This is a genomic window from Vibrio sp. R10-SF1-ISO8 (assembly GCF_059833805.1).
Genome location: NZ_JCBDHL010000008.1, coordinates 261,682 through 285,923, shown reverse-complemented (window position 1 = coordinate 285,923; position 24,242 = coordinate 261,682). Strand labels below are relative to the sequence as shown.

Genomic DNA, 24,242 nt, shown 5'->3' with positions numbered 1-24,242 from the left:
TTATTTTGACCTGTCTGTCAAATATTTAGCACCGCCTCGATGGCGGTGTTTTTTTATGCGCCAAATTCCACTCGCTACAAACTAAAAAGCGCAAACCGAATCAACGATTTGCGCTTTTAGTACTATATGGAGTGCTCGCTACGGGCGGTAAACCTTAACGTTGTTAAAGCCTTGCTCTTGAAGATAAAGAGCTTGTAGACGACTCATCACGCCACGGTCACAGTAAAGCAGGTAAGATTTAGATTGGTCTAAATCACCGAACTGAGTGCCTAGCTTGAAGAATGGGATGTGTTTCACTTCAACGCCATCAATCTCAAGTGGATTGTCGTCTTCTTCTTCAGGGCTACGGATATCGAGTACGATCGCGTGCTCTTCCACCGCTTGAACTTGCTCAACTTCTGGCGCAGCTTGCTCGGTTTCTTTGGCAATATCACGAATGTCCATGACACGCGCGTCACGAACAACCTGCTCTAGAATATCAAAGTCGAACTTTTCTTCTTCAGTGTCCAGTTTCGCTTTAACCGCTTTAACCGTTGGCTTCTTAGAAATTACGCCACAATATTCCGGCATGGTCTTAGCGAAATCTTCAGTACCGATGTCACGAGCTAGATTGATGATGTCTTCTTTATCCCAGTTTATAAGAGGACGAAGAATCAATGTATCTGTCACATTGTCGATATGACGCAGGTTCGTTAGGGTTTGGCTTGATACCTGACCTAATGCTTCACCAGTCACTAGCGCTTCAATCTTAAACTTCTCAGCTACCATTCCTGCAGCGCGCATAAACATACGCTTAAGGATAACGCCCATTTGACCGTCATCGACTTTCTCTAGAATTTCGGCCACTACTGGTTCAAAATCGACCGAGATGAAACGCACTTTTGCAGATGAACCGTACTTGTTCCACAGATAGTGAGAAACCTGTTTGACACCAATTTCGTGCGCAGGGCCGCCGAGGTTAAAGAAGCAGTAATGGACTTTTGAACCACGTTTGATGTGCAGATAGCTTGATACGCCAGAGTCAAAACCGCCAGAGATCAGGCTCAAAACATCTTCTTGTGTACCAAGAGGGAAACCACCTAGACCTTTGTAACGTTTGATAACTTGGTTAAGCTTCTCGTTAACTACTTCCACTTTAACCGTCACATCTGGGTTACGCAGTTTTACGCTCGCGCTTTCGATCGCTTGGTTAAGACCACCACCTACGTAACGCTCTAGTTCAATAGAAGTGAAATCATGCTTACCACGACGCTTGGCACGAACAACAAACGTTTTGCCTTCAAGGTTAGGACGGTTAAGTTCCAGTACTTGCTCGAAGATATCGTGTAAGTCTTTAAATTCTGACTGTTGTACTTCAAGTACGTGGTGGATACCCGGCGTATGAGTCAATACTTCGATTGTCTCTTTGTGGAATTCATCCGTTTCCGCCGTTACTTCAATGTGGTCACGACGGTTGAAAACAGCAACAGACTCTGTACGACTCTTGATTACGTTACGAATGTTGCATTCAAGAATCTTTGTGAAGCGCTTACGCACAGACTCACTTTTTACAAAAATTTCTGGATGGGGCTTTACGATAAATTTCATAATTCACTTCACAAGTTAACTGTTTCGCTATTTTCACGCTCTATTGAGCCTAGCAGCGATGTGCTGCCTCTAAGGGCGCAAGATTATACATGAAGCAAAGACCATAAAAAAGACGAGCGTTTGTGCTCGTCTTTTTATCTTTTATTGAATGACTGGGACTTCGTCGCTTAACAGCGCTTCCCCTTGCATAATACTGATCTCAACCCGGCGGTTACGAGAACGCTGCGCTTCAGTATCGTTGGGGCCAAGTGGCTCTGTATCTGCCATGCCTCTGACGCGAAGACGCTGATGATCAAAGCCGCGGACCTTCTCCATCTCCTGAGCGACAGAAACCGCTCGCTGTGCCGATAAATCCCAATTGGAGCGGTAAAGTTCAGAGTCAATGCGTTGATTGTCAGTATGTCCTGATACTCGAATGATTCCCGGTATATCCTTCACTAGATCGGCAATCTGTCGAACCAGTGGGCGGAACTTAGGTTGCAAGAATGCCGACCCTTCAGGAAATGCGCCTTTCTCACGAATACGGATATCAATCTGCTGACCGAGGTTTTCTACTTCAATCGCACCTTGTTCTATCTCTCGTTCTAGGGCCTTCTTGATACTCTCCATTAAGGTTTCAAGCTCTTGTGACATCTCAGCCGATTGCTGCTGTTCATTGTCTGACTCAGAGTTTTGATTGTTTTGCGTCGAGGTATCCGGCGATTGCCCGCCCGTCAATTTGCCCTCATCACGCTGCGTACCACCGGCTCTGTCTGACTCTCCTTCATGGAATTCTAGAGTCTGCTGAGTAATATCTATGGTTTGCTGCATGATAACGTCGATAGGCGTCGGCTCAGGTCGACCCGGCCTAAATTCTTGAGCGATAATGCTGGTTCCTTTTGGAATGTCTTTCACTTCCAATCGGTTTTGCACACCAAAAGCGAACTTCATTGAACCCGCGATCTGTTTAAACTTCAGTACATCCATTTCAGAGAACGAGAGCAGTAGTACGAAGAAACACATCAAGAGCGACATTAAGTCAGCAAAAGTCCCCATCCACAGCGGGAGGCCGGGTGGCGGACATTTTGGTTCTTCTTCTTCCATATCAGCGACCTTACTCGTTATCTACATCAAGGGCACGCTTACCTTCATTGAGGTAATTCTTCAGATAGCTGTCGATAACGCGTGGGTTTTGACCATCTTGAATCGCAAGCACACCATCCATAATAAGGCGACGATTGAGTTTTTCTTGCTCACGACGAAGGGAAAGCTTATCGGCGATCGGGAAGAACACCATGTTGGAAAGAATTGCGCCATAGAGTGTGGTAAGAAGTGCAACAGCCATTGCAGGGCCGATTGCTTTCGGGTCATCCATGTTTGATAGCATGGCAACCAGACCGACGAGAGTACCGATCATGCCCATTGCAGGTGCAACATCACCGAAGGCTCTAAACACGCTAGAACCAAAATCATGTCGCTCATCAGTTAAGGCAATATCTTTTTGCAGTGCTGCGCGAACTACGTCGGCATCGTGACCATCCACCAGCAAGTCGATACCCTTTTGCATGAAGCTATTGGTAATTTCCATCTCTTCGAGAGCAAGAAAACCACCTTTACGTGCCGCATCCGCCATTTCAACCACTTTAGCAATCAAGTCTTCTGGCTCGTCAGCTTTAAACATAAACGCTTTACCAGCGATTTTGGCTGCGCCAAAGAACTGCCCCATAGTGAATTTCATCAACACTACGAAGGTAGAACCACCCACCACGATAAGAATCGACGTTACGTCGACGAACATCATGATGCTTCCGCCCAGTATCATTGCCATGATGACGAAAGCAAAACCGCCAATCAGTCCTACCAGCGTTGCTAAATCCACAGAGCACTCCTCATGCTATCTTTAAGCTTCTAACAAATTATATCGGCAACATCTTAAGATCTTTAGTATTTTATTGGTACTGTACTCACATAAATATAGATGCTGAGTGCCAGGTGCCTAGGGTCTGTTGACCTTTTGAGCTGATTTTTGCAGCAGTTTGCGGGTTCTTTATGCAAGGCAGAGGCTTTGAATTGTAGTTGCCCTACCCGATAAAGCCGATAACGCAGCAGAAAGGAGCCACAAACGCTGCCCGAAGGGTTCGAGCTGGGCGCCCCCGCTAAAACCGTTTTACTCTTTGTTGAGAGGTGTTTTGCTTAGAATGACTAGGCGACAAACCTCTCACCGCGATTAAAACGCTTTTATCTCGAACAAAATTTAACCGCAAAAGGTCAACAGACCCTAATAGACTTTAGCCCTATATTGAGTACCTGCGCAGAATATGACCGTACAAGCTCGATTTTTCTGACAAATTTACTCGGTTAAATTTGACCATCATTATCGGCTAAGGTAACTTTCGTGCATCTTTATCTCGGTAGAATAGTTATGGCGAGCAAGAAACCAGAAAACATGACCTTTGAGGCGACCATTGAAGAGCTTGATGTGATCGTTGAAAACCTCGAAAATGGTGATTTAGCACTAGAAGATGCGTTGAAAAAGTTCGAGCGCGGCATTGCCCTTGCTCGTTCAGGACAATCAAAACTGAGCGATGCAGAACAGCGCGTTAGCATCTTGTTGCAAAATGAAGATGAATCTCCACTATCTGATTTTAACGCTCAGCCAGAACAATAATTTATAGAAGATGTCTGCCATGCATGAGGCATTAACCTCACTCCAACAGCGAAACAATACTCAGCTCGAAAACTGGCTGCAAGCACTGCCGCACCAAAATCTACCTCTTATTGAAGCAATGCGTTATGGCTTATTGCTTGGGGGCAAACGTGCGCGTCCGTTTCTTGTCTACATCACAGGACAAATGTTAGGTTGCAAGCTTGACGACCTAGACACTCCAGCGTCTGCCGTCGAGTGCATCCATGCGTACTCACTTATCCACGATGATCTTCCCGCTATGGATGATGATGAACTACGCCGTGGCAAAGCAACCTGCCATGTTAAGTTCGACGAAGCAACGGCAATTCTCACTGGCGACGCGCTGCAAACCTTAGCGTTTACAATTCTCGCGGAGGGCTCACTGAACCCAAACGCTGAAAGCAACCGTATAAAGATGGTAAAAGTTCTTGCCGATGCTTCAGGTGCCAATGGCATGTGTATGGGACAGGCTCTTGACCTTGCGGCAGAGAACAAACAAGTATCATTGCAAGAACTGGAAGCAATTCACCGCAACAAGACAGGCGCATTAATGAAATCTGCTATTCGTCTTGGCGCGCTCGCCGCTGGCGATAAAGGGTTAGAGGTAATGCCTCAACTTGATACATTCGCCGATGCAATTGGCCTCGCGTTTCAAGTTCAAGACGATATTTTGGATATCATCAGCGATACAGAAACTTTAGGCAAACCGCAAGGTTCTGACCAAGAATTAAACAAAAGCACCTATCCAGCACTGCTTGGATTGGAAGGAGCTATTAACAAAGCTCACACTCTGTTAAATGAAGCTCTTCAAGCTTTGGAAGCAATCCCATACAATACAGAGTTACTCGAAGAGTTCGCCCGATACGTCGTCGAGCGCAAGAACTAACACTATAAGCGCGCATTTTTATATGACTCTTGATATTTCGAAATATCCAACACTGGCTTTAGCAGATACACCTGAAGAGCTACGCAGTCTTCCAAAGGAAGTGCTACCTAAACTGTGTGATGAACTACGCACCTACTTATTGAATTCAGTAAGTCAGTCGAGCGGTCACCTCGCCTCTGGTTTAGGAACAGTAGAGCTTACCGTTGCTCTACATTACGTCTACAACACTCCGTTTGACCAACTTGTTTGGGATGTCGGCCATCAAGCTTACCCACACAAAATTCTTACGGGTCGCCGTGACCAGATGTCTACTATCCGTCAAAAGGATGGACTGCACCCTTTCCCGTGGCGCGAAGAAAGTGAATATGACACCTTATCGGTAGGTCATTCATCGACTTCAATCAGTGCTGCACTCGGTATGGCAATCAGTGCGGGTAAAGAAGAGCAAAACCGTAAAGTGGTTAGCGTAATCGGTGATGGCGCAATTACAGCCGGTATGGCATTTGAAGCAATGAACCATGCTGGTGATGTACATCCGGATATGCTGGTAATTCTCAACGACAACGAAATGTCGATTTCAGAGAACGTTGGTGCACTTAACAACCATCTCGCTCAAGTGCTCTCTGGCAGCTTATACACCTCTATTCGTGAAGGTGGTAAAAAAGTACTGTCAGGTGTTCCGCCGATTAAAGAGTTGGTTCGCCGTACTGAAGAACACCTTAAGGGCATGGTTGTCCCAGGAACTCTGTTTGAAGAACTTGGTTTTAACTACATTGGCCCAGTCGACGGCCACGATGTCAACGAGCTAGTTAAAACGCTCAAGAATATGCGGGAGCTTAAAGGACCACAGTTCTTGCACATCATGACCAAAAAGGGCAAAGGCTACGAGCCAGCTGAAAAAGATCCAATCGGCTATCACGGCGTACCTAAGTTTGACCCTAGCCATAGTTCACTGCCTAAGAGCAGCACTGGAAAGCCGAGTTACTCGAAGATTTTTGGTGACTTCCTATGTGATATGGCCGCACAAGATCCTAAGCTAATGGCTATCACTCCGGCGATGCGCGAAGGCTCTGGCATGGTTCGATTCTCTAAAGAATACCCAAACCAGTATTTTGACGTCGCAATCGCAGAACAACACGCCGTGACTTTAGCAACAGGTATGGCGATCGCAGGTGACCATCCTATTGTGGCTATCTACTCTACCTTCTTGCAGCGTGGATATGATCAGCTCATTCATGATGTTGCAATCATGGACTTACCGGTCATGTTCGCTATTGACCGCGCAGGCCTTGTCGGAGCTGATGGTCAAACGCACCAAGGGGCATTCGATCTTAGCTTTATGCGCTGTATCCCGAACATGGTCATCATGGCGCCGAGTGATGAAAATGAGTGTCGTCAGATGCTGTATACCGGCCATAAGCATATAGGTCCATCTGCGGTTCGTTACCCACGTGGTACTGGAACAGGCGCAGAGATCAAACAGGATTTCACCGCGCTAGAAATAGGGAAAGGCCGCCTTGTTCGCCAGGGTGAAAAAGTGGCTATTCTAAACTTTGGCACCTTCTTAAACAGTGCTCATCAAGCAGCAGAAGCGCTCAATGCAACCGTCGCAGATATGCGTTTTGTCAAACCTCTTGATGAGGCACTTATTAAGCAACTCGCAGACGAACACGACGTGCTGGTTACTCTAGAAGAGAATGCCATTGCTGGCGGCGCAGGCGCGGGCGTGATCGAGTTTATGATGCAGGAAAAAATCATCAAACCAGTGCTAAACCTTGGCTTGCCTGATAAATTTATCGCCCAAGGTACGCAAGAAGAACTCCATCACGAACTAGGGCTTGATGCTTTAGGCATCGAACAGTCGATTCGTGATTATCTCGCCAAATAGATTGGAACTTGAACTGCTATTGATAAAACCCTCTTCGGAGGGTTTTTTTATTATCTGGTTCAATCAGTTATCAGTATCACAAAAATCAATCACATGACAAATAAATACAAACTCAAGACATACACCCCGATAAGAAACTTGTTACACTTCATTCGGCAGGCTAATTGGAACGCTTGCCTATTTGAGTCCAATTCTAATAGTTAAGGAAAGAGTTATGAAAAAGCTTGTCATCGCAGCGGCAATCAGTCTTTTGGCTTCTGGCTGTGCACAACAAACATTTGTTGTATCACCAGCACAAGAAACAAATGAAGCGACAGAACTAAAAACTCATCACTTCTTTGTCAGCGGTATCGGTCAAAGCAAGCAAATCGACGCAGCACAGGTATGTGGTTCAGTAGATAAAGTGGCGAAAGTAGAAACGCAGCAAACTTTCAAAGATATCGTATTCAGCACAATCACATTCGGTATCTACACTCCTCGTGAAGCGCGTGTTTACTGTAAGTAATCTCAGCTTTTCAACCGTCACTTTAGCTCAAAGTGACGGTTTGTTTTCTCTATGACTTCGGAATATCCCAGCCAAACTCTGCGCAGAGTCTCTGCCAAGTTTCATCAACACCCGCTTCAATCAGCAAATCTTGCCCAGTAAACGGATGAACAAACTTTAAGCTCGAGGCATGAAGTAACAATCGGTGCGAGTCATATATCTCGCGAAATAGCTTATTATGCTTACCATCGCCATGAGTGGTATCTCCCACTATCGGATGCCTTAAGTGCGCCATATGACGTCGTAGCTGATGTTTCCGCCCCGTTAATGGTTTCATCTCCATCAGACAGTAACGTGTCGTCGGAAACTTACCAGTAGAATGAGGAATTTCGACTTTCGCAACGGGTTGGTAATCGGTTATCGCCTCCTGCGCTTCTTTCTCTTGGCTAGCATGCTTATCAGCAATTTTATCTAGCTCTACTTTAAGCGGATAATCTAAACGTGCCGCTTCTTCAATCCAGCCACGGACAATAGCGTGATACGTTTTTTCCATTTCATGATTGGCAAACATCGGCATCACCTGAGAAGCAACCTCGCTCGACAGAGCAAAAATCAATACACCAGATGTAGGACGATCGAGTCGATGCAGTGGGAAAACATGCTGCCCGATCTGATCACGTAGTGTCTGCATGACGAATTGAGTTTCGTGTTTATCCAACCAGCTACGGTGAACCAACATACCGGCAGGTTTGTTTACGGCAACAAAATATTCATCTTGAAACACTATCTCTAGCATCATCGGCACTCCTCATCGAGCTGACGTAAGATCGCAATAATAGGGTGCAAGCTAGATTGGTCTTTCCAACACTCTTCAAAATAAGGGGACAACGAAAAGCCACTTGGTAATGGTTGCTTTTGCTCTAGCATCACTCGCATTCTGCGAATAAAGACCCATTGCAACCACGCTTGTGGCTCTAAGGTATCGAGCGCGAATGGCTGCTGGCTCGCCAAAGCTTGTTCACTGGGTTGCTCTGAGCTCCATAGTTCAAGTTGCTTCATGGAAAGCTCCAAACGGTCTATCAGTGCGGCTAATTGTTTCTCTTTTGTCATTTATCTTTATTACTGACCTTGAAAATTGCCCTAAGAGTACCATTTATAGAGGAAAGAAAGTTAGGACAATTCTCCAATGGAAACCATTCATACCCTTACCCAATTGTTGACCAACAGTGACTGTCAGTATCAAGTGTTTGATCTTGGTCGCCGAATCAAGAAGATTGAAAATAAAGTCTTTGCCGATGTTGAAAAAGGCCAGCAACCTTACCCGTACCCAATGCAGCGTAAGGCCCACTTGGCAATTGCTTATTGGAACCAAGAGCAACAACCGTGGATATGGTTTCTAAAGTTTGAATTGGACGAGCGAGGCTTACTCAAACAAGCTGATTTAGGTAACTTCATCAAGTATGTGATTGAAGCAATGGGAACGCGCTTAAATCAAGAAATGAGCGAAGAGCAGCAGCAAAAGCTATCTAATAACCCGTACACCTTCAAACCCGGTGAAGATAAAATGGCCGTTTTCCATAGCCAAATTCGTGCTGAACTGTACCTGCCATGCAGCCAGTATTACGAGCATGCCCAGCATTACTTCTCTGGCGGTTTAGAGTGGGATAAGTGGCATACTGTTGGCTTACAGGGAGTCACAGACATCTGTGCACGCTTGGGGCAGGAACAAAATGGTGTTAAAGTTAGAAAAGCGTTGCAGCACCTGCCTAACGAACCTCTCTATGCCCTGCTCGGCGCCCTAGAACATACCGATTTACCGCAAAAATTAGCGCAGCGCCTAGTTGAAATGGCTCAACAACAAGTTGATAGCAACGAACCGGACCTATTCCTACTGTCTGCATTGCTGCGCGCGTTATCCGGCGCACCGCAATCACTCTCGCTGCCAATTGTTAGCCAAGTACTCGCTTCACCGAGATTAAGCCATCAAGAGGTGTTGATTGGTATTGCAGGGCGCAGCTGGCATTGGCTAAGTGATGCCAAAATAGCTGAGCAATTTCTACTCAGGTTGGCGCAGACGGGTAATCAGGCGCTCTTCAACCAGCTTTTTGCCGATCTTGTCATGCTGCCCGAGTTACGAATGGTTCTGTTGCCGCTGCTTCACTCCAGCCCTTCTGAAGAGCTAGCGAAAGCGTTAATCAACCTTCAACAAGCAGCAAAGGCATAACTATGATTCATGACCTTTTTGCCATACTCGCACTCGCAATTGTCTGTCTTGTGTTTTGGCAACAACGCCGCCAAGCTGAACTCGCTAAAACCATCGCTGCACGTAAATGCAAAGAGCTCGACTTACAGCTACTGAGCGTTGCGCTAAAAGGTCATAAACTAAAAACGCCAGACGGTGTCTGGCGTTGGCATTCTGTTTATCAATTTGAATTTTCTTCGCTTGGCGATGACTGCTATCAAGGCCGAATCTTTATGCAAGGTTTCCGACTAGCAAAGGTTGAGCTTCCACCACATCGGATGTAAACAGATACTCATCAAACGGACCAAAGGTATCTTTCTTGTGTGCATTTAGCTTGAAACCTAGTTTTTGCAGAATTCGTACCGATGGTTCGTGACCTACATTGGCTGTGGCTAGTACCCTATCTAGATTTAAATCTCTGACTGCTTTAGGGAAAAACGCTTGCAGCACTTCACTCGCAATACCTCTGCCCCAATAATCTTTATCAAAAATGTACCCGAGCTCTGGCTGGCTATCGAGGTCTGAGATAAAAACATGACCGATAAAGTCGCGAGTATGACTGTCTAATACTGCCATCGCATAGATATTTCGGTCATTCAGGACTTTTTCAAATAGTTTCTTTGCAGACGACACCGTATGGGCACCGTTCATCTGAGCGCGATTGATGGCACAGCAATTGAGCATCAAAAATTCAGATTGTAATGAGTCGTTATAGGGAACCAATAACGCACGGCGAGTCACTATAGTCATGACACATCCTTGTTAGCAGCCAAAATTGTCTTGTAAAACAAAGCCGAAAAGTTAAACCAACTTTTAAATACCTTTATTGATCTAGGTAGTTTTTTGAACGTTGTTGTTAGAGTTTTTTATAAAGGTGAGATCTAAGAAAAGCCCCGATACGTTAGTATCGGGGCTATAGTCTTACTCGCAGCAATCCGGCTACAAAAGGTGCTCCATGCATCTTCCTTAATAGTTACTGAATCCTTCAGTAAATTCCTGCCTTCGCCTTCCTAGCGGTGTCCTAATCGTCCTGATAGCTAACAATCCTCGTCAGCTCCACATCACTTGTTCCTTGAGCGGTGTCCTTTGTATCATCCTGATACTATCCTAGCCTCGTCCTAGAGGTGTCCATTGTCATCCTTGCCACTAACATCCTGTTAGCGAACGTATCCTTACAATGTCCTTTCGCTCCATGCTTGATCAACGTTCCTCGTCAACCAATCTTCATCCTGAAGATTCCCAATCCTTGGTATTTCCTGTTCCGTGTCAGCATCCTTCCGACACCTTCTAATTTACTCCAATTCGCCTTTAAGACAATGCCATGAAAGAAAACCATTATTGAAACAAGTTAGAAACAAAACAATAAACCGATACAAATCATAAAGTTAAAGTTAAACTAGTGACTATTACTATGTTTCAAACGCACTTTGTCTTACATCACTTGTGAGAAATCTCGCACACACCATTTCTTAATTTTCCATTAGTCAATTATTGCTAAGCTCAGTATTATTGGGGTTCACAGTAAAATGGAGGTTTTATGCTTACTCAAGATGTTAGCCAAGAGCTAAAAGATATCCTTGAACAGTTACACACAGAAGGAAAGGAACCCACTGTAGCCTTGGTCAAAGCGCGCTTGAGTACCTCTGTCCCTATGCCTGCTTTAATCACTACATTAAAAAGCTGGAAGAGCTCAAATCGTGTACCCAAAGTTGAAGTCGCGGCGAAAGCGGAATCAAACGAGCAGGATCGTATAAAGCAATTGGAGCAAGAGGTTGCTGATTTAACCGCAAGACTGGTTGCGATTGAAAAGAAATTAGAGGGATAAAAAGCTGGAGAGCTGGAGAGCTGGAGAGCTGGAGAGCTGGAGAGCTGGAGAGCTGGAGAGCTGGAGAGCTGGAGAGCTGGAGAGCTGGAGAGCACAGAAAAACAAAAGGCTTGGCGAATGCCAAGCCTTCTTTATCACATTTGGCTAAATTACCAACCTGTGATTTCGCGTAGACCTTTACCGATGTCTGCAAGAGACTTAACCGTCTTAACGCCTGCTGCTTCTAGTGCAGCAAACTTGTCTTCCGCAGTACCTTTACCACCTGAGATGATTGCGCCAGCGTGACCCATACGCTTACCAGGAGGAGCTGTTACACCAGCGATGTAAGAAACCACTGGCTTAGTCACATTCTCTTTAATGTACGCTGCTGCTTCTTCTTCAGCTGTACCACCGATCTCACCAATCATTACGATTGCTTCAGTTTCTGGATCTTCTTGGAACAGTTTTAAGATATCAATGAAGTTTGAACCAGGGATTGGGTCACCACCGATACCAACACAAGTAGACTGACCAAAGCCTTCATCTGTAGTCTGCTTAACCGCTTCGTACGTCAGCGTACCAGAGCGAGAAACGATACCAACTTTACCCTTCTTGTGGATATGACCAGGCATGATACCAATCTTACACTCATCTGGAGTGATTAGACCTGGACAGTTAGGACCGATCATACGAACGCCAGTTTCTTCTAGCTTCACTTTAACGTCGATCATATCCGTTGTAGGGATACCTTCAGTGATTGTTACGATCAGCTCAATGCCCGCATCAATCGCTTCTAGAATTGCATCTTTACAGAAAGGAGCTGGAACATAGATTACTGTTGCTGTCGCACCAGTTGCTTCAACTGCTTCGCGTACCGTGTTAAATACAGGTAGACCTAAGTGAGTTTGACCACCTTTACCTGGAGAAACACCACCAACCATCTGCGTACCGTAAGCGATAGCTTGCTCAGAGTGGAAAGTACCTTGACCGCCAGTGAAACCCTGACAGATTACTTTCGTGTCTTTATTAATTAGTACAGACATTATTTGCCCTCCGCAGCAGCAACAACTTTCTGAGCTGCGTCAGTTAGCGACTCAGCTGCAATGATATCAACATCAGAATTAGCAAGAACTTCGCGACCTAGGTCTGCGTTAGTACCTTCTAGACGAACAACAACTGGTACGCTTACGCCTACCTCTTTAACTGCACCGATAATACCTTCAGCGATCATGTCACAGCGAACGATACCACCGAAGATGTTGACGAGTACTGCTTTAACATTGTCATCAGATAGGATGATCTTGAATGCTTCTGCTACACGCTCTTTCGTTGCGCCGCCACCTACGTCTAGGAAGTTAGCTGGCTTGCCACCGTGTAGGTTTACGATATCCATCGTACCCATTGCTAGACCAGCACCGTTAACCATACAGCCAACGTTACCGTCTAGTGCTACGTAGTTCAGTTCCCACTGAGCTGCATGTGCTTCACGCTCGTCTTCTTGTGAAGGATCGTGCATTTCACGCAGCTTAGGCTGACGGTACATAGCGTTAGAATCGATGTTGATCTTACCGTCTAGACATAGCAGGTTGCCTTCGCCAGTAATAACAAGAGGGTTAATCTCTAGTAGAGCTAAATCGTACTGAGAGAACATGTTGCCAAGACCCATAAAGATCTTAACAAACTGTTTGATTTGATCACCTTCAAGACCTAGCTTGAATGCTAGCTCACGGCCTTGATAAGCTTGAGGACCAACAAGTGGATCGATCGCTGCTTTGTGAATCAACTCTGGAGTCTCTTCAGCAACTTTCTCGATTTCAACACCACCTTCAGTCGATGCCATGAATACAACTTTACGCGTTGCACGGTCCACAACCGCACCTAGGTAAAGCTCGTTAGCAATGTTAGATGCTTCTTCAACTAGGATTTTAGTTACAGGCTGACCATTTGCATCTGTTTGGTAAGTCACTAGGTTTTTACCTAGCCACTTTTGTGCAAACTCTTTAACGCCATCTTTAGTATCGTGCAGCTCAACGCCACCCGCTTTACCACGTCCACCTGCGTGAACCTGACATTTAACGACTTTTTTCTCTGTTGAGATACGACCTGCAGCTTCAAAAGCTTCTTGTGGTGTATCACACGCGTAACCTTCCGGTACAGGCAAACCGAATTCTGCAAACAGCTGTTTGGCTTGGTATTCATGCAAATTCATTTTGATATTCCGTTTATTTTCCCTTGTAGGGATTATTATTTCCATAACGCCGCCATGTCAGCGGACGTCTGTAGGGTCTTCTCAAATCAATCTTATCTCACTGTGCAGGTAGATAAGATTCAAGTGAAGGCCAGACAGTTGAGCCAGTCTAGCCTTGAAAACTATCGAACGTCTAGCAACCAGCGGCTGCTAGACGTTTTAGCGATATTAAACGTCTAATAGCAGACGCGCTGGATCTTCTAGTAGCTCTTTGATCGTTACTAGGAAGCCCACTGATTCACGACCATCGATTAGACGGTGATCGTAAGATAGCGCTAGGTACATCATCGGCAAGATTTCAACCTTGCCATCCACCGCCATTGGACGCTCTTGGATCTTGTGCATACCAAGAATTGCCGATTGAGGTGGGTTGATGATAGGCGTAGACATTAGAGAACCGAATACACCACCGTTCGTGATAGTGAAGTTACCACCCATCAGTTCATCAACAGTCAGCTTGCCGTCACGACCTTTGATTGCTAGCCCTTTGATGCCTTTTTCAACATCAGCGAAACCTAATGTGTCACAGTCTTTTAGTACTGGAGTCACTAGACCACGTGGCGTCGATACTGCCATGCTGATGTCAAAGTAGTTGTGATAAACGATGTCATCACCGTCGATAGACGCGTTGACTTCAGGGTAACGTTTCAGCGCTTCTGTTACCGCTTTCACGTAGAAAGACATAAAGCCTAGACGAATACCGTGACGCTCTTCGAACTGGTCTTTGTACTGCTTACGAAGGTCCATGATTGGTTTCATGTTCACTTCGTTAAACGTTGTCAACATCGCCGTGTTGTTCTTCGCTTCTAGAAGACGGTTTGCGACTGTTTTACGTAGACGTGTCATTGGAACACGCTTCTGGCTACGCGCAGCAGCAGGTGCTTCGACAGCTGCCGCAGCTTCTGCTTTAGGCGCTTCTTTCGCGTTTGCTAAATGTGCTTCAATATCTTCACGCGTAATACGACCGCCAACACCAGTGCCTTTCACTTGGCTTGCTTCCAGACCGTGCTCACCAAGCAGGCGGCGAACTGCTGGGCTAAGTGCATCGTTGCTTTCTTCCGTCAATGACGCTTTATGACGCTTATCTGGAGACGCTTCAGACTCTTCAGTGGTGTCTTTCGTCGGCTCACCTGCAACTGCACCCGGCTTAAGCTTAGCGATTAGCTGCTTTGAAAGTACTGTTGCACCTTCTTCTTCGATGATTGCTTCTAGAACACCCGCTTCTGGAGCAGGTACTTCAAGAACCACTTTATCCGTTTCGATATCTACTAGAACCTCGTCACGCTCTACTGCGTCACCAGGTTGTTTGTGCCATGTTGCGACTGTTGCGTCAGCAACCGATTCAGGTAAATCTGGAACCAGAATTTCAATTGTCATATCTGTTTCTTCCTTTCACTTCTAGTTCTTAGTCCGAAGTTTTTGTATTCACGTTAAGCGCATCATCAACCAGCGCTTTTTGTTGTTTCAAATGTACTGACATGTAGCCTACTGCAGGTGATGCTGAAGCTGGGCGACCAGCGTATTTCAGATCAGCGCCGGCTGGAATTGCAGCACGGAAGTTGTGTTGGCTAGAGTACCAAGCGCCTTGGTTTTGAGGCTCTTCTTGACACCAAACGTAATCTTCAACGTTGGTGTATTGCTCGATAGCTGCTTTCACGTCTTCAAGAGGGAATGGGTAAAGCTGCTCAATACGAACAATTGCCACATCTTCTTGCTCATTGTTACGGCGCTGCTCTAACAGATCGAAGTAAACTTTACCTGAACAGAAGACCACTCGTTTCACTTTCGCAGCTTCTAGGTTGTCAATTTCACCAATTGCAGCTTGGAATGTGCCTTCCGCTAGTTCTTCGATAGTAGAAGTACATAGTGGGTGACGTAGCAATGATTTAGGAGACATCACCACAAGTGGACGACGCATAGGTCTTACAACCTGACGACGAATCATGTGGTAAACCTGAGCGGGAGTAGAAGGTACTACAACCTGCATGTTTTGCTCGGCACAAAGTTGCAGATAACGCTCTAGGCGAGCTGATGAGTGCTCTGGACCTTGACCTTCATAACCATGAGGAAGAAGCATAGTCAGACCACATAGACGCGCCCATTTTTGCTCGCCTGATGAGATAAACTGGTCGATTACAACTTGAGCACCATTGGCAAAATCACCAAACTGCGCTTCCCATAGAGTTAAGCCGCTTGGTTCTGCTGTTGCATAGCCGTACTCGAATGCCAATACCGCCTCTTCAGATAGCACTGAATCGAAAACTTCAAATGGCCCTTGCTTATCATGAATGTTCGCTAGTGGAACAAAAGTGCTCGCATCGTTTTGGTTATGCAGAACCGAGTGACGGTGGAAGAAAGTACCACGACCTGAGTCCTGACCAGAAATTCGAATGCGTTTGCCATCGTCAACCAGAGTTGCGTAAGCCAAAGTTTCAGCCATACCCCAGTCAATCGATTTTTCACCATTTAGCATCGCTTTACGATCGTTATAAAGCTTATTCACTCGGCTTTGCAGCTTGTGGCTATCTGGGTAAGTACATAGTCGCTGGCCAAGCTCCAACAGGCGCTTGGTATCAAACTTACTGTTCCATTCTGTATCCCAGTCGTGCCCAAGGTATGGAGACCAGTCTACTGAATGCAGCGCCATCGGACGCCATTCTTTCACCACGACTTCACCGCGATCTAATGCATCACGGTATTCATTGACATACTGGGTCGCAGTATCAATACCAAAATCACCACGTTCAATCAGCACGTCAGCGTAAAGCTTACGCGGAGTTGGGTGTTTCTTGATTTTTTGGTACATCAACGGCTGAGTCGCGTTTGGCTCATCCGCTTCGTTGTGTCCATGACGACGGTAACAAACCAGGTCAATCACAACATCACGTTTAAATTCATTACGGTAGTCCAGTGCAATACGAGTCACAAAAGCAACGGCTTCTGGATCATCAGCATTGACGTGGAAAATTGGCGCCTGAACCATCTTAGCGATATCGGTACAGTACATAGTCGAACGCGTGTCGGTCGGGTTAGATGTTGTAAAGCCAACTTGGTTGTTTACAACGATACGAACCGTACCACCAACGCGGAAACCACGCGCTTGTGACATGTTGAATGTTTCAGCAACAACGCCCTGACCAGCAATCGCCGAGTCACCGTGGATAGTGATAGGAAGAACTGTATTACCTTCTGTATCACCTAAACGATCTTGACGCGCGCGCACCGAACCGATAACTACAGGGTTAACGATCTCAAGGTGAGACGGGTTAAACGCAAGCGCTAAGTGAACATCACCGCCTGGCGTCGCAAAATCCGCCGAGAAGCCTTGGTGGTACTTAACGTCACCTGTACCCCAGGTATCATCATGTTTACCAGCAAACTCATCAAAAAGATCTTGTGGCTTCTTACCAAGTACGTTCACAAGCATGTTCAGACGGCCACGGTGTGCCATACCAATCACAACTTCGCGCATACCGCTCTTACCCGCATGACGAATCAACTCTTTCGTCATAGGGATTAGGGCATCACCACCTTCTAGAGAGAAACGCTTCGCACCTGGGAATTTCGCACCAAGATAGCGCTCTAGACCTTCTGCTGCTGTTAGCTCTTCGAGGAATTCTTGTTTTTCTTCTTTGCTGAATGACGGCTGACCCACCACTGACTCTAAACGCTGCTGGATCCAACGTTTTTGCTCAGTGTCTGTCATGTGCATATATTCAGCACCGATAGAACCACAGTAAATTTTGTTGAGTGACGAGTGGATGTCTTTCAATTGCATAGTGTCTTTGCCAATAGCAAAAGAACCCACGTTGAAAGTTTCTTCTAGATCGTCTTCGGTAAGATTGTGGAATGCAGGATCTAGCTCCGCCACTGGTGGGCGTTGCCATAAACCTAGAGGGTCAAGCTGAGCCGCTTCATGACCACGAAAGCGGTAAGCATTGATTAATTGAAGTACTTTTACCTGTTTAGCGTCGACATCAGGATCACTAACTTGGACATTGTAATGCTTTGTTTCTTGAGCGAGTCGTCGGAAGTAGTCACGGACACGTGAATGGGGTTGTTCAACCACCTCTTCTGAAGGCTTAGGCAAGCCGTCAAAAACACGAGTCCACTCCTCACTTACCAGATCGGGATCACTTAGATACAGTTCGTAGAGGTCCTCTACATACGTTGCATTGGCGCCAGCCAAGTGTGAAGACTCGAGCCACGCCTTCATCACGCCGTTGTGCATATTTTCCCTTAACCAGTAGTTTTCACGTTTGCTTCGGTCTTACGCCGAGCTATTAAGAGCCGACTCAGAATGAGTCGGCAATTTTTTTGTTAATTAAATCGAACGGTTTACAAGCATCGTCTTAATATGACCGATTGCCTTCGTAGGATTTAGTCCCTTAGGACAAACACTTACACAATTCATGATGCCATGGCAACGGAAAACGCTAAATGCATCATCAAGATTTGACAAACGTTCATCTGTGGCTGTATCACGGCTATCAATTAGCCAGCGATACGCTGCAAGAAGACCTGCAGGACCGATAAATTTATCTGGATTCCACCAGAATGATGGGCATGACGTCGTACAACATGCACACATGATACATTCGTATAAACCATCTAAGTGCGCGCGCTCATCAGGCGTTTGCAGGTTCTCGCGTGATGGTGGCAGTGCGCCGTCATCAATCAAGAATGGCTTAACTTTCGCATAGTTATCGTAGAACTGAGTCATGTCAACGATAAGATCTCGCACAACAGGCAAACCTGGTAGTGGACGGATGACTATCTTGTCACCACTTAATGCAGAAAGTGGTGTAATACAAGCTAGGCCATTCTTACCGTTCATGTTTAGACCATCTGAGCCACACACACCCTCACGACAAGAACGACGGAAAGAGATCGTTGGATCTTGCTCTTTTAGCAGAATCAACGCATCTAGAAGCATCATGTCTGATCCTTCTTCTACTTCCAGCGTGTAGTCCTTCATGTATGGCTTTTGATCAACATCCGGGTTGTAGCGGTACAAAGAGAAATTCAGTTTCATAATATTATCCTCCTCTCCCTAGTACGTACGTGCTTTCGGCGGGAATGCTTCACGATGGATTGGCTCCATGTTTACACCACGCTTTGTCATAGCTTCATTATCCGGATTATAGATTGAGTGGCATAGCCACTGCTCATCATCACGGTCAGGGAAATCAAAGCGAGCGTGAGCTCCGCGACTTTCAGTTCGGTAGTTAGCCGCAACAGCCGTCGCATAAGCCGTTTCCATCAAGTTCTCTAGTTCTAAACACTCGATACGTTGCGTGTTGAACTCGGTCGACTTATCAGAAAGATGTGCATTCTTCAGACGCTCACGGATAACTTTCAGTTCTTCTAGACCTTTTGCCATTGCGTCACCTTCACGGAATACCGAGAAGTTATTCTGCATACATTGTTGCAGGTCTTTGCGGATTTGCGCAGGATCTTCACCATCAGTACTGTTTTCCCAACGGTTATAACGCTCTAGTGAACGCTCAATATCAGCTTCCGTTGCAGGCTTAGCTTCAGCTTGCTTAGCCAGTGTTTCACCAAGGTGTAGGCCAGTTGCACGACCAAATACAACTAAGTCTAGTAGAGAATTACCACCTAGGCGGTTTGCACCGTGAACAGATACTGATGCGATCTCACCACAAGCGAATAGACCTTGAACTTCAACGTCAGCGCCCGCTTCATCTTGCTTAATAGCCTGACCAGAGACTTGAGTTGGAATACCACCCATCATGTAGTGACAAGTAGGAATTACCGGAATTGGCTCTTTCACTGGATCTACGTGAGCAAACGTACGAGACAGCTCACAAACACCTGGAAGGCGAGACTCAAGGGTGTCTTTACCTAGGTGATCCAATTTCAGTTTAATGTGAGGACCCCAAGGGCCATCGCAACCGCGGCCTTCACGGATCTCGATCATCATTGAACGAGCAACAACGTCACGACCAGCAAGGTCTTTTGCGTTAGGTGCATAACGCTCCATGAAGCGTTCACCGTCTTTGTTCAGTAGATAACCACCTTCACCACGACAGCCTTCCGTTACAAGAACCCCGGCTCCAGCGATACCTGTTGGGTGGAACTGCCACATTTCCATGTCTTGCATTGGAACGCCAGCGCGTAATGCCATACCAACGCCATCACCCGTGTTGATGTGAGCGTTAGTTGTTGAGGCATAAATACGGCCAGCACCGCCTGTCGCTAATATTGTCGCTTTCGACTTGAAGTAGCACACTTCGCCAGTTTCCATGCAAAGGGCTGTACAGCCAAGAACAGCACCATCTTCATTCTTAACTAGGTCGAGTGCATACCACTCTGAGAAGATGGTTGTTTTGTGCTTAACGTTTTGTTGGTATAGCGTATGCAGTAGAGCGTGACCCGTACGGTCAGCCGCTGCGGCTGTACGTGCGGCTTGCTCACCACCAAAGTTCTTCGACTGTCCGCCAAACGGGCGTTGGTAGATTCTACCATTGTCAAAACGAGAAAATGGTAGACCCATTTTCTCTAATTCAATCACTGACTCTGGTCCGTTTTTACACATATACTCGATAGCGTCTTGGTCACCGATATAGTCAGAACCTTTCACTGTATCGTACATGTGCTGTTCCCAGTGATCTTCGTGCGCATTACCTAGCGCAACCGTGATACCACCTTGTGCAGAAACAGTGTGTGAACGAGTTGGAAATACTTTAGAAAGCAACGCACAAGATAGGCCTTGCTCAGAGATTTGCAGTGCAGCGCGCATGCCTGCACCACCAGCGCCGATTACTACGGCATCAAATTCGCGAACTGGAATAGACACTTACGCACCCCACAGAATAAATAGACCAGAGAAGAAGTAACCAAACAAAACAGCAATGATTGCTAGTTGTAGGCCACCACGGAGCTTGGCGCACTTGATATAATCAGTCAGTACCTGCCATAAACCAATCCACGCGTGAATTAGAACAGATACAAGCGCCAGCATTGTGAACACTTTAGTGAATGTACCACCAAAGAACTGGGTCCAAGATACGTAAGAAATATCTGTGAAAGCACAGAAGCTAACCAGATAGATAGTGTAAAGCGTCATAATGATTGCAGTCGCACGAATCAATAAGAAATCGTGCACACCATTACGACCAAAAGATGAAATGTGTTTTACCATACCATTACCCCCGCCAATAGAGACAGAACGGCTGTTGCTGCGAATGCAACCTTAGCGCTCATCGCGCCAGATTCCAGCTCTTCAAAATGACCAAGATCCATTAGTAAGTGACGAATGCCACCTGCAATGTGATAGGCCAAAGCCGTTAGGATGCCCCACAAGATAAACTTCACAAAGAAACCATCGACTAAGTCAACAGCTTGTGCGTAACCGACTGGGGAGGATAGAGAAATGGATAGTAACCAAAGCAGAATTCCGACTGCGACAAACGTAATTACACCGGACACACGGTGTAAAATTGATGCGATTGCAGTGATCGGAAAGCTTACGGTCTGTAAATCTAAATTAACAGGTCTTGACTTTCTTTCTTTCACGGGCTTGCTCACTCAGCTCCATTGAGCATTTATAGTTATGAACGAATTTTGATTGCAAACCTACAAAAGTTAACATTTATTTAACACAAGACTGCAACAATTGCCGAAGTATTTTGTAAAATATTTGTTAACAACAAGGATTAAAACTTCACCTCACATTTGTTTCAAGCCTTGAATTTATAAGGTTTCCACCAAAAATTACTGCGCCACTATACGGCTGGCAACATTCTAATACAATTGATGTAACAATTTTTGCTACACAGACCAGATTTTTCACCTTATACGTTCAAAAAATCATAACAAGTGCACACATCAGATGAGAAAAATTGACTTTGATAACGATCACACGTACAAAAATGGCACACAAACATCCTGGACGGATTAAATAATAAACAAAGGAGATTGTTATGGCAGATAAGAAAGCTACCCTTCATGTTGAAGGTCAAGCACCTATCGAGCTGCCAATTATGGAAGGTGCCCTGGGCACGCCTGTGATTGATGTTCGTACACTTGGAGCAAACGGATTTTTTACTTTTGACCCAGGTTTTCTTGCCACTGCATCTTGTGAATCTCAAATCACCTACATTGACGGCGGTAAAGGCATTCTTTTACACCGCGGTTACCCTATTGATCAGCTAGCGAATAACGCTGATTACTTAGAAGTATGTTACATCCTTCTTTACGGTGAAGCCCCAACACGTGAACAATACGAGCAATTCAAAACTACTGTTACTCGTCACACTATGGTCCATGAGCAAATTGCTAGTTTCTTCCACGGTTTCCGCCGTGACGCTCACCCTATGGCTGTAATGTGTGGTGTAGTAGGTGCACTTGCTGCGTTCTACCACGATTCATTAGATATCCACAACGACGAGCACCGCGAGATCGCGGCATACCGACTACTGTCGAAAATGCCAACGCTTGCGGCTATGTGTTACAAGTACTCTATTGGCCAACCATTCATCTATCCACGTAATGATTTGAGCTACGCGGAGAACTACCTGCACATGATGTTCGCTAATCCATGTGAAGAGTACGAAGTAAACCCTGTCGTTGCTCGCGCAATGGATAAGATCTTTACTCTACACGCAGACCACGAGCAAAACGCGTCAACTTCAACAGTACGTCTATCTGGTTCTTCAGGTGCTAACCCGTTTGCATGTATTGCAGCAGGTATCGCATCTCTTTGGGGCCCTGCTCACGGCGGTGCTAATGAAGCATGTCTGAAGATGCTTGAAGAGATTGGTAGCGTAGAAAACATTCCTGAATATGTTGAGCGCGCGAAAGACAAAGATGACCCATTCCGCCTAATGGGCTTTGGTCACCGCGTTTACAAGAACTACGACCCTCGTGCAACGGTTATGCGCGAAACATGTCACGAAGTTCTTAAAGAGCTTAACATCAAAGATCCACTGCTTGATGTGGCAATGGAACTTGAGCGTATCGCGCTTTCTGACGAATACTTTGTCTCTAAGAAACTATACCCGAACGTAGACTTCTACTCTGGTATCATTCTTAAAGCTATTGGTATTCCAGTATCAATGTTCACCGTTATCTTCGCGATTTCGCGTACTATCGGTTGGATTGCGCACTGGAACGAAATGCACAGCGACCCGCTAAACCGTATCGGTCGTCCGCGTCAGCTTTACACTGGTGAAACGCAGCGCGAATTCTCGCCTCTGCATGAACGTGAGTAAGCGTTAGAGAATCGAGAATCGAGAATCGAGAATCGAGAATCGAGAATCGGATAATATTGAGGGTTGGCGTGAGAGCGTCAACCCTTTTTATTTGGGAGAAGGTAGATGCGAGATTTCGGAACGGACTTCGTCCTACGGATAACTGGAGAGCTGGAGAGCGGGAGAGCTGGAGAGCTGGAGAGCTGGAGAGCTGGAGAGCTGGAGAGCTGGAGAAATGTTTGAGGGTTGGCACTTAGTGTCAACCCTCTGTTTTTATTATTGTTACCTTCAAGAACGAGGAACAAGTTGGTTGGAAACTCTTATGGCAAATCTTTCTCTCACAGGGCGAAGCCCGATCTCGAAGCGAAGCGTTCCATAGGGCGTAGCCCGTTCCCGCTCTACCTAAACCGGATTATCAATATCAATAAACTCAACCTCTAAACCATGTTCAGTGGCTAGCCATTCGCCTAATGCTTTGATTCCGTAGCGCTCTGTTGCATGGTGCCCAGCTGCAAAGTAGTGAATGTCCTGCTCACGAGCAGAATAAGTAGTGCGCTCTGAGATCTCACCCGAAATAAACGCATCTAAACCGTGTCTAGCTGCCAATTCAATAAAGTCCTGACCTCCACCAGTACACCACCCGACCGTTTCAATCAATTTATCTGCATTTTCAGGAGCAATATGAAGAGGCTGGCGTTTAAGTACTTGATCGATCTTGGCGGCAAACTCAGCCCCTGTCATTGGAGATTTCAATCGCCCAAACATAGCTACGGATTGAGGATGCCCTTCTAGGCCGCCTTCCACTTCAATATCCAGCAAACGAGCTAGTTCAGCGTTGTTGCCTAGCTCAGGGTGGATATCAAGAGGCAAGTGGTAACCCATTAAATTAATGTCGTTTTTTATCAAGGTACGAATGCGTTTGCCTTTCATACCACGAATAGGTTCCGGCTCGCCTTTCCAGAAATAGCCATGATGAACCAGTAATGCGTCTGCTTTTAACTCAACCGCTTTATCAATCAATGCTTGAGAAGCAGTCACGCCAGTCACGATCTTTTTAATCTGCTCTTTACCTTCAACCTGCAATCCGTTAGGTGCATAGTCTTTGATTAACTGTGGAGAGAGCTTCTCGTTGAGGATTTTTTCTAATTGTAAGTTGTTCATGACAGCTTCCATCTAATTGCTAACATTACGCTTTATCTTAGTGAGCAAAGTGTATTCGAACC

General features: G+C 45.9%; 23 protein-coding genes. 8 read left to right on the top strand and 15 right to left on the bottom strand.

The features are described from left to right. Nucleotides 1-138: 138 nt before the first annotated feature. The 3 genes from thiI to pomA form a co-directional block, all read right to left on the bottom strand. Nucleotides 139-1,587 carry a tRNA uracil 4-sulfurtransferase ThiI gene (gene thiI, locus AC6R00_RS04980; protein ID WP_004744532.1) on the bottom strand — a complete coding sequence of 483 codons (1,449 nt, stop codon included), beginning with the start codon at nt 1,585-1,587 and terminating at the stop codon, nt 139-141. Nucleotides 1,588-1,728: 141 nt separating this feature from the next. Next, nucleotides 1,729-2,670 carry a MotB family protein gene (locus tag AC6R00_RS04975; protein ID WP_494505853.1) on the bottom strand — a complete coding sequence of 314 codons (942 nt, stop codon included), beginning with the start codon at nt 2,668-2,670 and terminating at the stop codon, nt 1,729-1,731. 10 nt (nt 2,671-2,680) lie between these two features. Continuing rightward, nucleotides 2,681-3,445, bottom strand: a complete 765-nt coding sequence (pomA, locus tag AC6R00_RS04970) for a flagellar motor protein PomA (protein WP_494505854.1) — start codon at nt 3,443-3,445, stop codon at nt 2,681-2,683. A 543-nt stretch (nt 3,446-3,988) separates the two neighbouring features. Here pomA and xseB point away from each other — a divergent pair. The 4 genes from xseB to AC6R00_RS04950 all read left to right on the top strand — a co-directional run bounded on the left by xseB (nt 3,989) and on the right by AC6R00_RS04950 (nt 7,531). After that, nucleotides 3,989-4,234, top strand: a complete 246-nt coding sequence (gene xseB / locus AC6R00_RS04965; RefSeq protein ID WP_500639520.1) for an exodeoxyribonuclease VII small subunit — start codon at nt 3,989-3,991, stop codon at nt 4,232-4,234. Between the two features lie 19 nt (nt 4,235-4,253). Beyond that, nucleotides 4,254-5,138, top strand: a complete 885-nt coding sequence (gene ispA, locus AC6R00_RS04960; RefSeq protein WP_500639519.1) for a (2E,6E)-farnesyl diphosphate synthase — start codon at nt 4,254-4,256, stop codon at nt 5,136-5,138. A 22-nt stretch (nt 5,139-5,160) separates the two neighbouring features. After that, a complete protein-coding gene (gene dxs / locus AC6R00_RS04955; protein ID WP_500639518.1) occupies nt 5,161-7,026 on the top strand; it encodes a 1-deoxy-D-xylulose-5-phosphate synthase in 1,866 nt (621 codons plus the stop codon). Between the two features lie 214 nt (nt 7,027-7,240). Continuing rightward, complete coding sequence (locus tag AC6R00_RS04950; RefSeq protein WP_500639517.1) at nt 7,241-7,531, top strand: Bor family protein; 291 nt, start codon at nt 7,241-7,243, stop codon at nt 7,529-7,531. A 49-nt stretch (nt 7,532-7,580) separates the two neighbouring features. Here AC6R00_RS04950 and truC read toward each other — a convergent pair whose 3' ends face one another. After that, nucleotides 7,581-8,306 carry a tRNA pseudouridine(65) synthase TruC gene (gene truC / locus AC6R00_RS04945; protein WP_500639578.1) on the bottom strand — a complete coding sequence of 242 codons (726 nt, stop codon included), beginning with the start codon at nt 8,304-8,306 and terminating at the stop codon, nt 7,581-7,583. Then, the gene (locus AC6R00_RS04940) at nt 8,306-8,620 is read right to left on the bottom strand and encodes a YqcC family protein (RefSeq protein WP_500639516.1); all 315 of its coding nucleotides are present in this window, start codon (nt 8,618-8,620) and stop codon (nt 8,306-8,308) included. The genes truC and AC6R00_RS04940 overlap by 1 nt, the downstream gene beginning before the upstream one ends. Before the next feature lie 76 nt (nt 8,621-8,696). On the opposite strand from AC6R00_RS04940, the gene AC6R00_RS04935 reads away from it, so the two are divergent. Then, nucleotides 8,697-9,734, top strand: a complete 1,038-nt coding sequence (locus AC6R00_RS04935) for a DUF3549 family protein (RefSeq protein WP_500639515.1) — start codon at nt 8,697-8,699, stop codon at nt 9,732-9,734. Between the two features lie 2 nt (nt 9,735-9,736). Beyond that, the gene (locus AC6R00_RS04930; RefSeq protein WP_500639514.1) at nt 9,737-10,036 is read left to right on the top strand and encodes a DUF3301 domain-containing protein; all 300 of its coding nucleotides are present in this window, start codon (nt 9,737-9,739) and stop codon (nt 10,034-10,036) included. On the opposite strand, the gene AC6R00_RS04925 is transcribed toward AC6R00_RS04930, so the two are convergent. Further along, on the bottom strand, nt 9,984-10,502 hold the full coding sequence (locus tag AC6R00_RS04925) for a GNAT family N-acetyltransferase (RefSeq protein ID WP_367938910.1): 519 nt from the start codon (nt 10,500-10,502) through the stop codon (nt 9,984-9,986). The two genes, AC6R00_RS04930 and AC6R00_RS04925, sit on opposite strands and share 53 nt — an antisense overlap. Before the next feature lie 787 nt (nt 10,503-11,289). Here AC6R00_RS04925 and AC6R00_RS04920 point away from each other — a divergent pair. After that, nucleotides 11,290-11,577, top strand: coding sequence for a hypothetical protein (locus AC6R00_RS04920; RefSeq protein WP_500639513.1), 288 nt, complete (start codon nt 11,290-11,292; stop codon nt 11,575-11,577). Between the two features lie 149 nt (nt 11,578-11,726). Here AC6R00_RS04920 and sucD read toward each other — a convergent pair whose 3' ends face one another. From sucD to sdhC, 8 genes are all read right to left on the bottom strand, one after another. Continuing rightward, the gene (gene sucD, locus AC6R00_RS04915; RefSeq protein ID WP_500639512.1) at nt 11,727-12,599 is read right to left on the bottom strand and encodes a succinate--CoA ligase subunit alpha; all 873 of its coding nucleotides are present in this window, start codon (nt 12,597-12,599) and stop codon (nt 11,727-11,729) included. Beyond that, nucleotides 12,599-13,765 (bottom strand): ADP-forming succinate--CoA ligase subunit beta, encoded by a 1,167-nt coding sequence (sucC, locus tag AC6R00_RS04910; RefSeq protein ID WP_004744517.1) that lies wholly within the window; start codon nt 13,763-13,765, stop codon nt 12,599-12,601. Before sucC ends, sucD begins: the two co-directional genes overlap by 1 nt. Before the next feature lie 207 nt (nt 13,766-13,972). Further along, nucleotides 13,973-15,181, bottom strand: coding sequence for a 2-oxoglutarate dehydrogenase complex dihydrolipoyllysine-residue succinyltransferase (gene odhB, locus AC6R00_RS04905; RefSeq protein ID WP_500639511.1), 1,209 nt, complete (start codon nt 15,179-15,181; stop codon nt 13,973-13,975). A 28-nt stretch (nt 15,182-15,209) separates the two neighbouring features. Further along, nucleotides 15,210-18,035, bottom strand: a complete 2,826-nt coding sequence (gene sucA, locus AC6R00_RS04900) for a 2-oxoglutarate dehydrogenase E1 component (protein WP_500639510.1) — start codon at nt 18,033-18,035, stop codon at nt 15,210-15,212. Between the two features lie 93 nt (nt 18,036-18,128). Continuing rightward, a complete protein-coding gene (locus AC6R00_RS04895; protein WP_004744514.1) occupies nt 18,129-18,839 on the bottom strand; it encodes a succinate dehydrogenase iron-sulfur subunit in 711 nt (236 codons plus the stop codon). Nucleotides 18,840-18,857: 18 nt separating this feature from the next. Next, nucleotides 18,858-20,624 carry a succinate dehydrogenase flavoprotein subunit gene (gene sdhA / locus AC6R00_RS04890; RefSeq protein WP_500639509.1) on the bottom strand — a complete coding sequence of 589 codons (1,767 nt, stop codon included), beginning with the start codon at nt 20,622-20,624 and terminating at the stop codon, nt 18,858-18,860. Beyond that, a complete protein-coding gene (sdhD, locus tag AC6R00_RS04885; RefSeq protein WP_004744512.1) occupies nt 20,625-20,969 on the bottom strand; it encodes a succinate dehydrogenase, hydrophobic membrane anchor protein in 345 nt (114 codons plus the stop codon). It abuts the gene before it with no gap. Next, a complete protein-coding gene (gene sdhC / locus AC6R00_RS04880; protein ID WP_239852018.1) occupies nt 20,963-21,355 on the bottom strand; it encodes a succinate dehydrogenase cytochrome b556 subunit in 393 nt (130 codons plus the stop codon). Before sdhC ends, sdhD begins: the two co-directional genes overlap by 7 nt. Nucleotides 21,356-21,750: 395 nt before the next feature. Here sdhC and AC6R00_RS04875 point away from each other — a divergent pair, with 395 nt between their 5' ends. Next, nucleotides 21,751-23,040 (top strand): citrate synthase, encoded by a 1,290-nt coding sequence (locus AC6R00_RS04875; protein ID WP_500639508.1) that lies wholly within the window; start codon nt 21,751-21,753, stop codon nt 23,038-23,040. A 381-nt stretch (nt 23,041-23,421) separates the two neighbouring features. Here the strand turns inward: AC6R00_RS04875 and AC6R00_RS04870 are convergent, their stop codons facing one another. After that, nucleotides 23,422-24,180 carry a Nif3-like dinuclear metal center hexameric protein gene (locus AC6R00_RS04870; RefSeq protein WP_500639507.1) on the bottom strand — a complete coding sequence of 253 codons (759 nt, stop codon included), beginning with the start codon at nt 24,178-24,180 and terminating at the stop codon, nt 23,422-23,424. Nucleotides 24,181-24,242 lie beyond the last annotated feature (62 nt).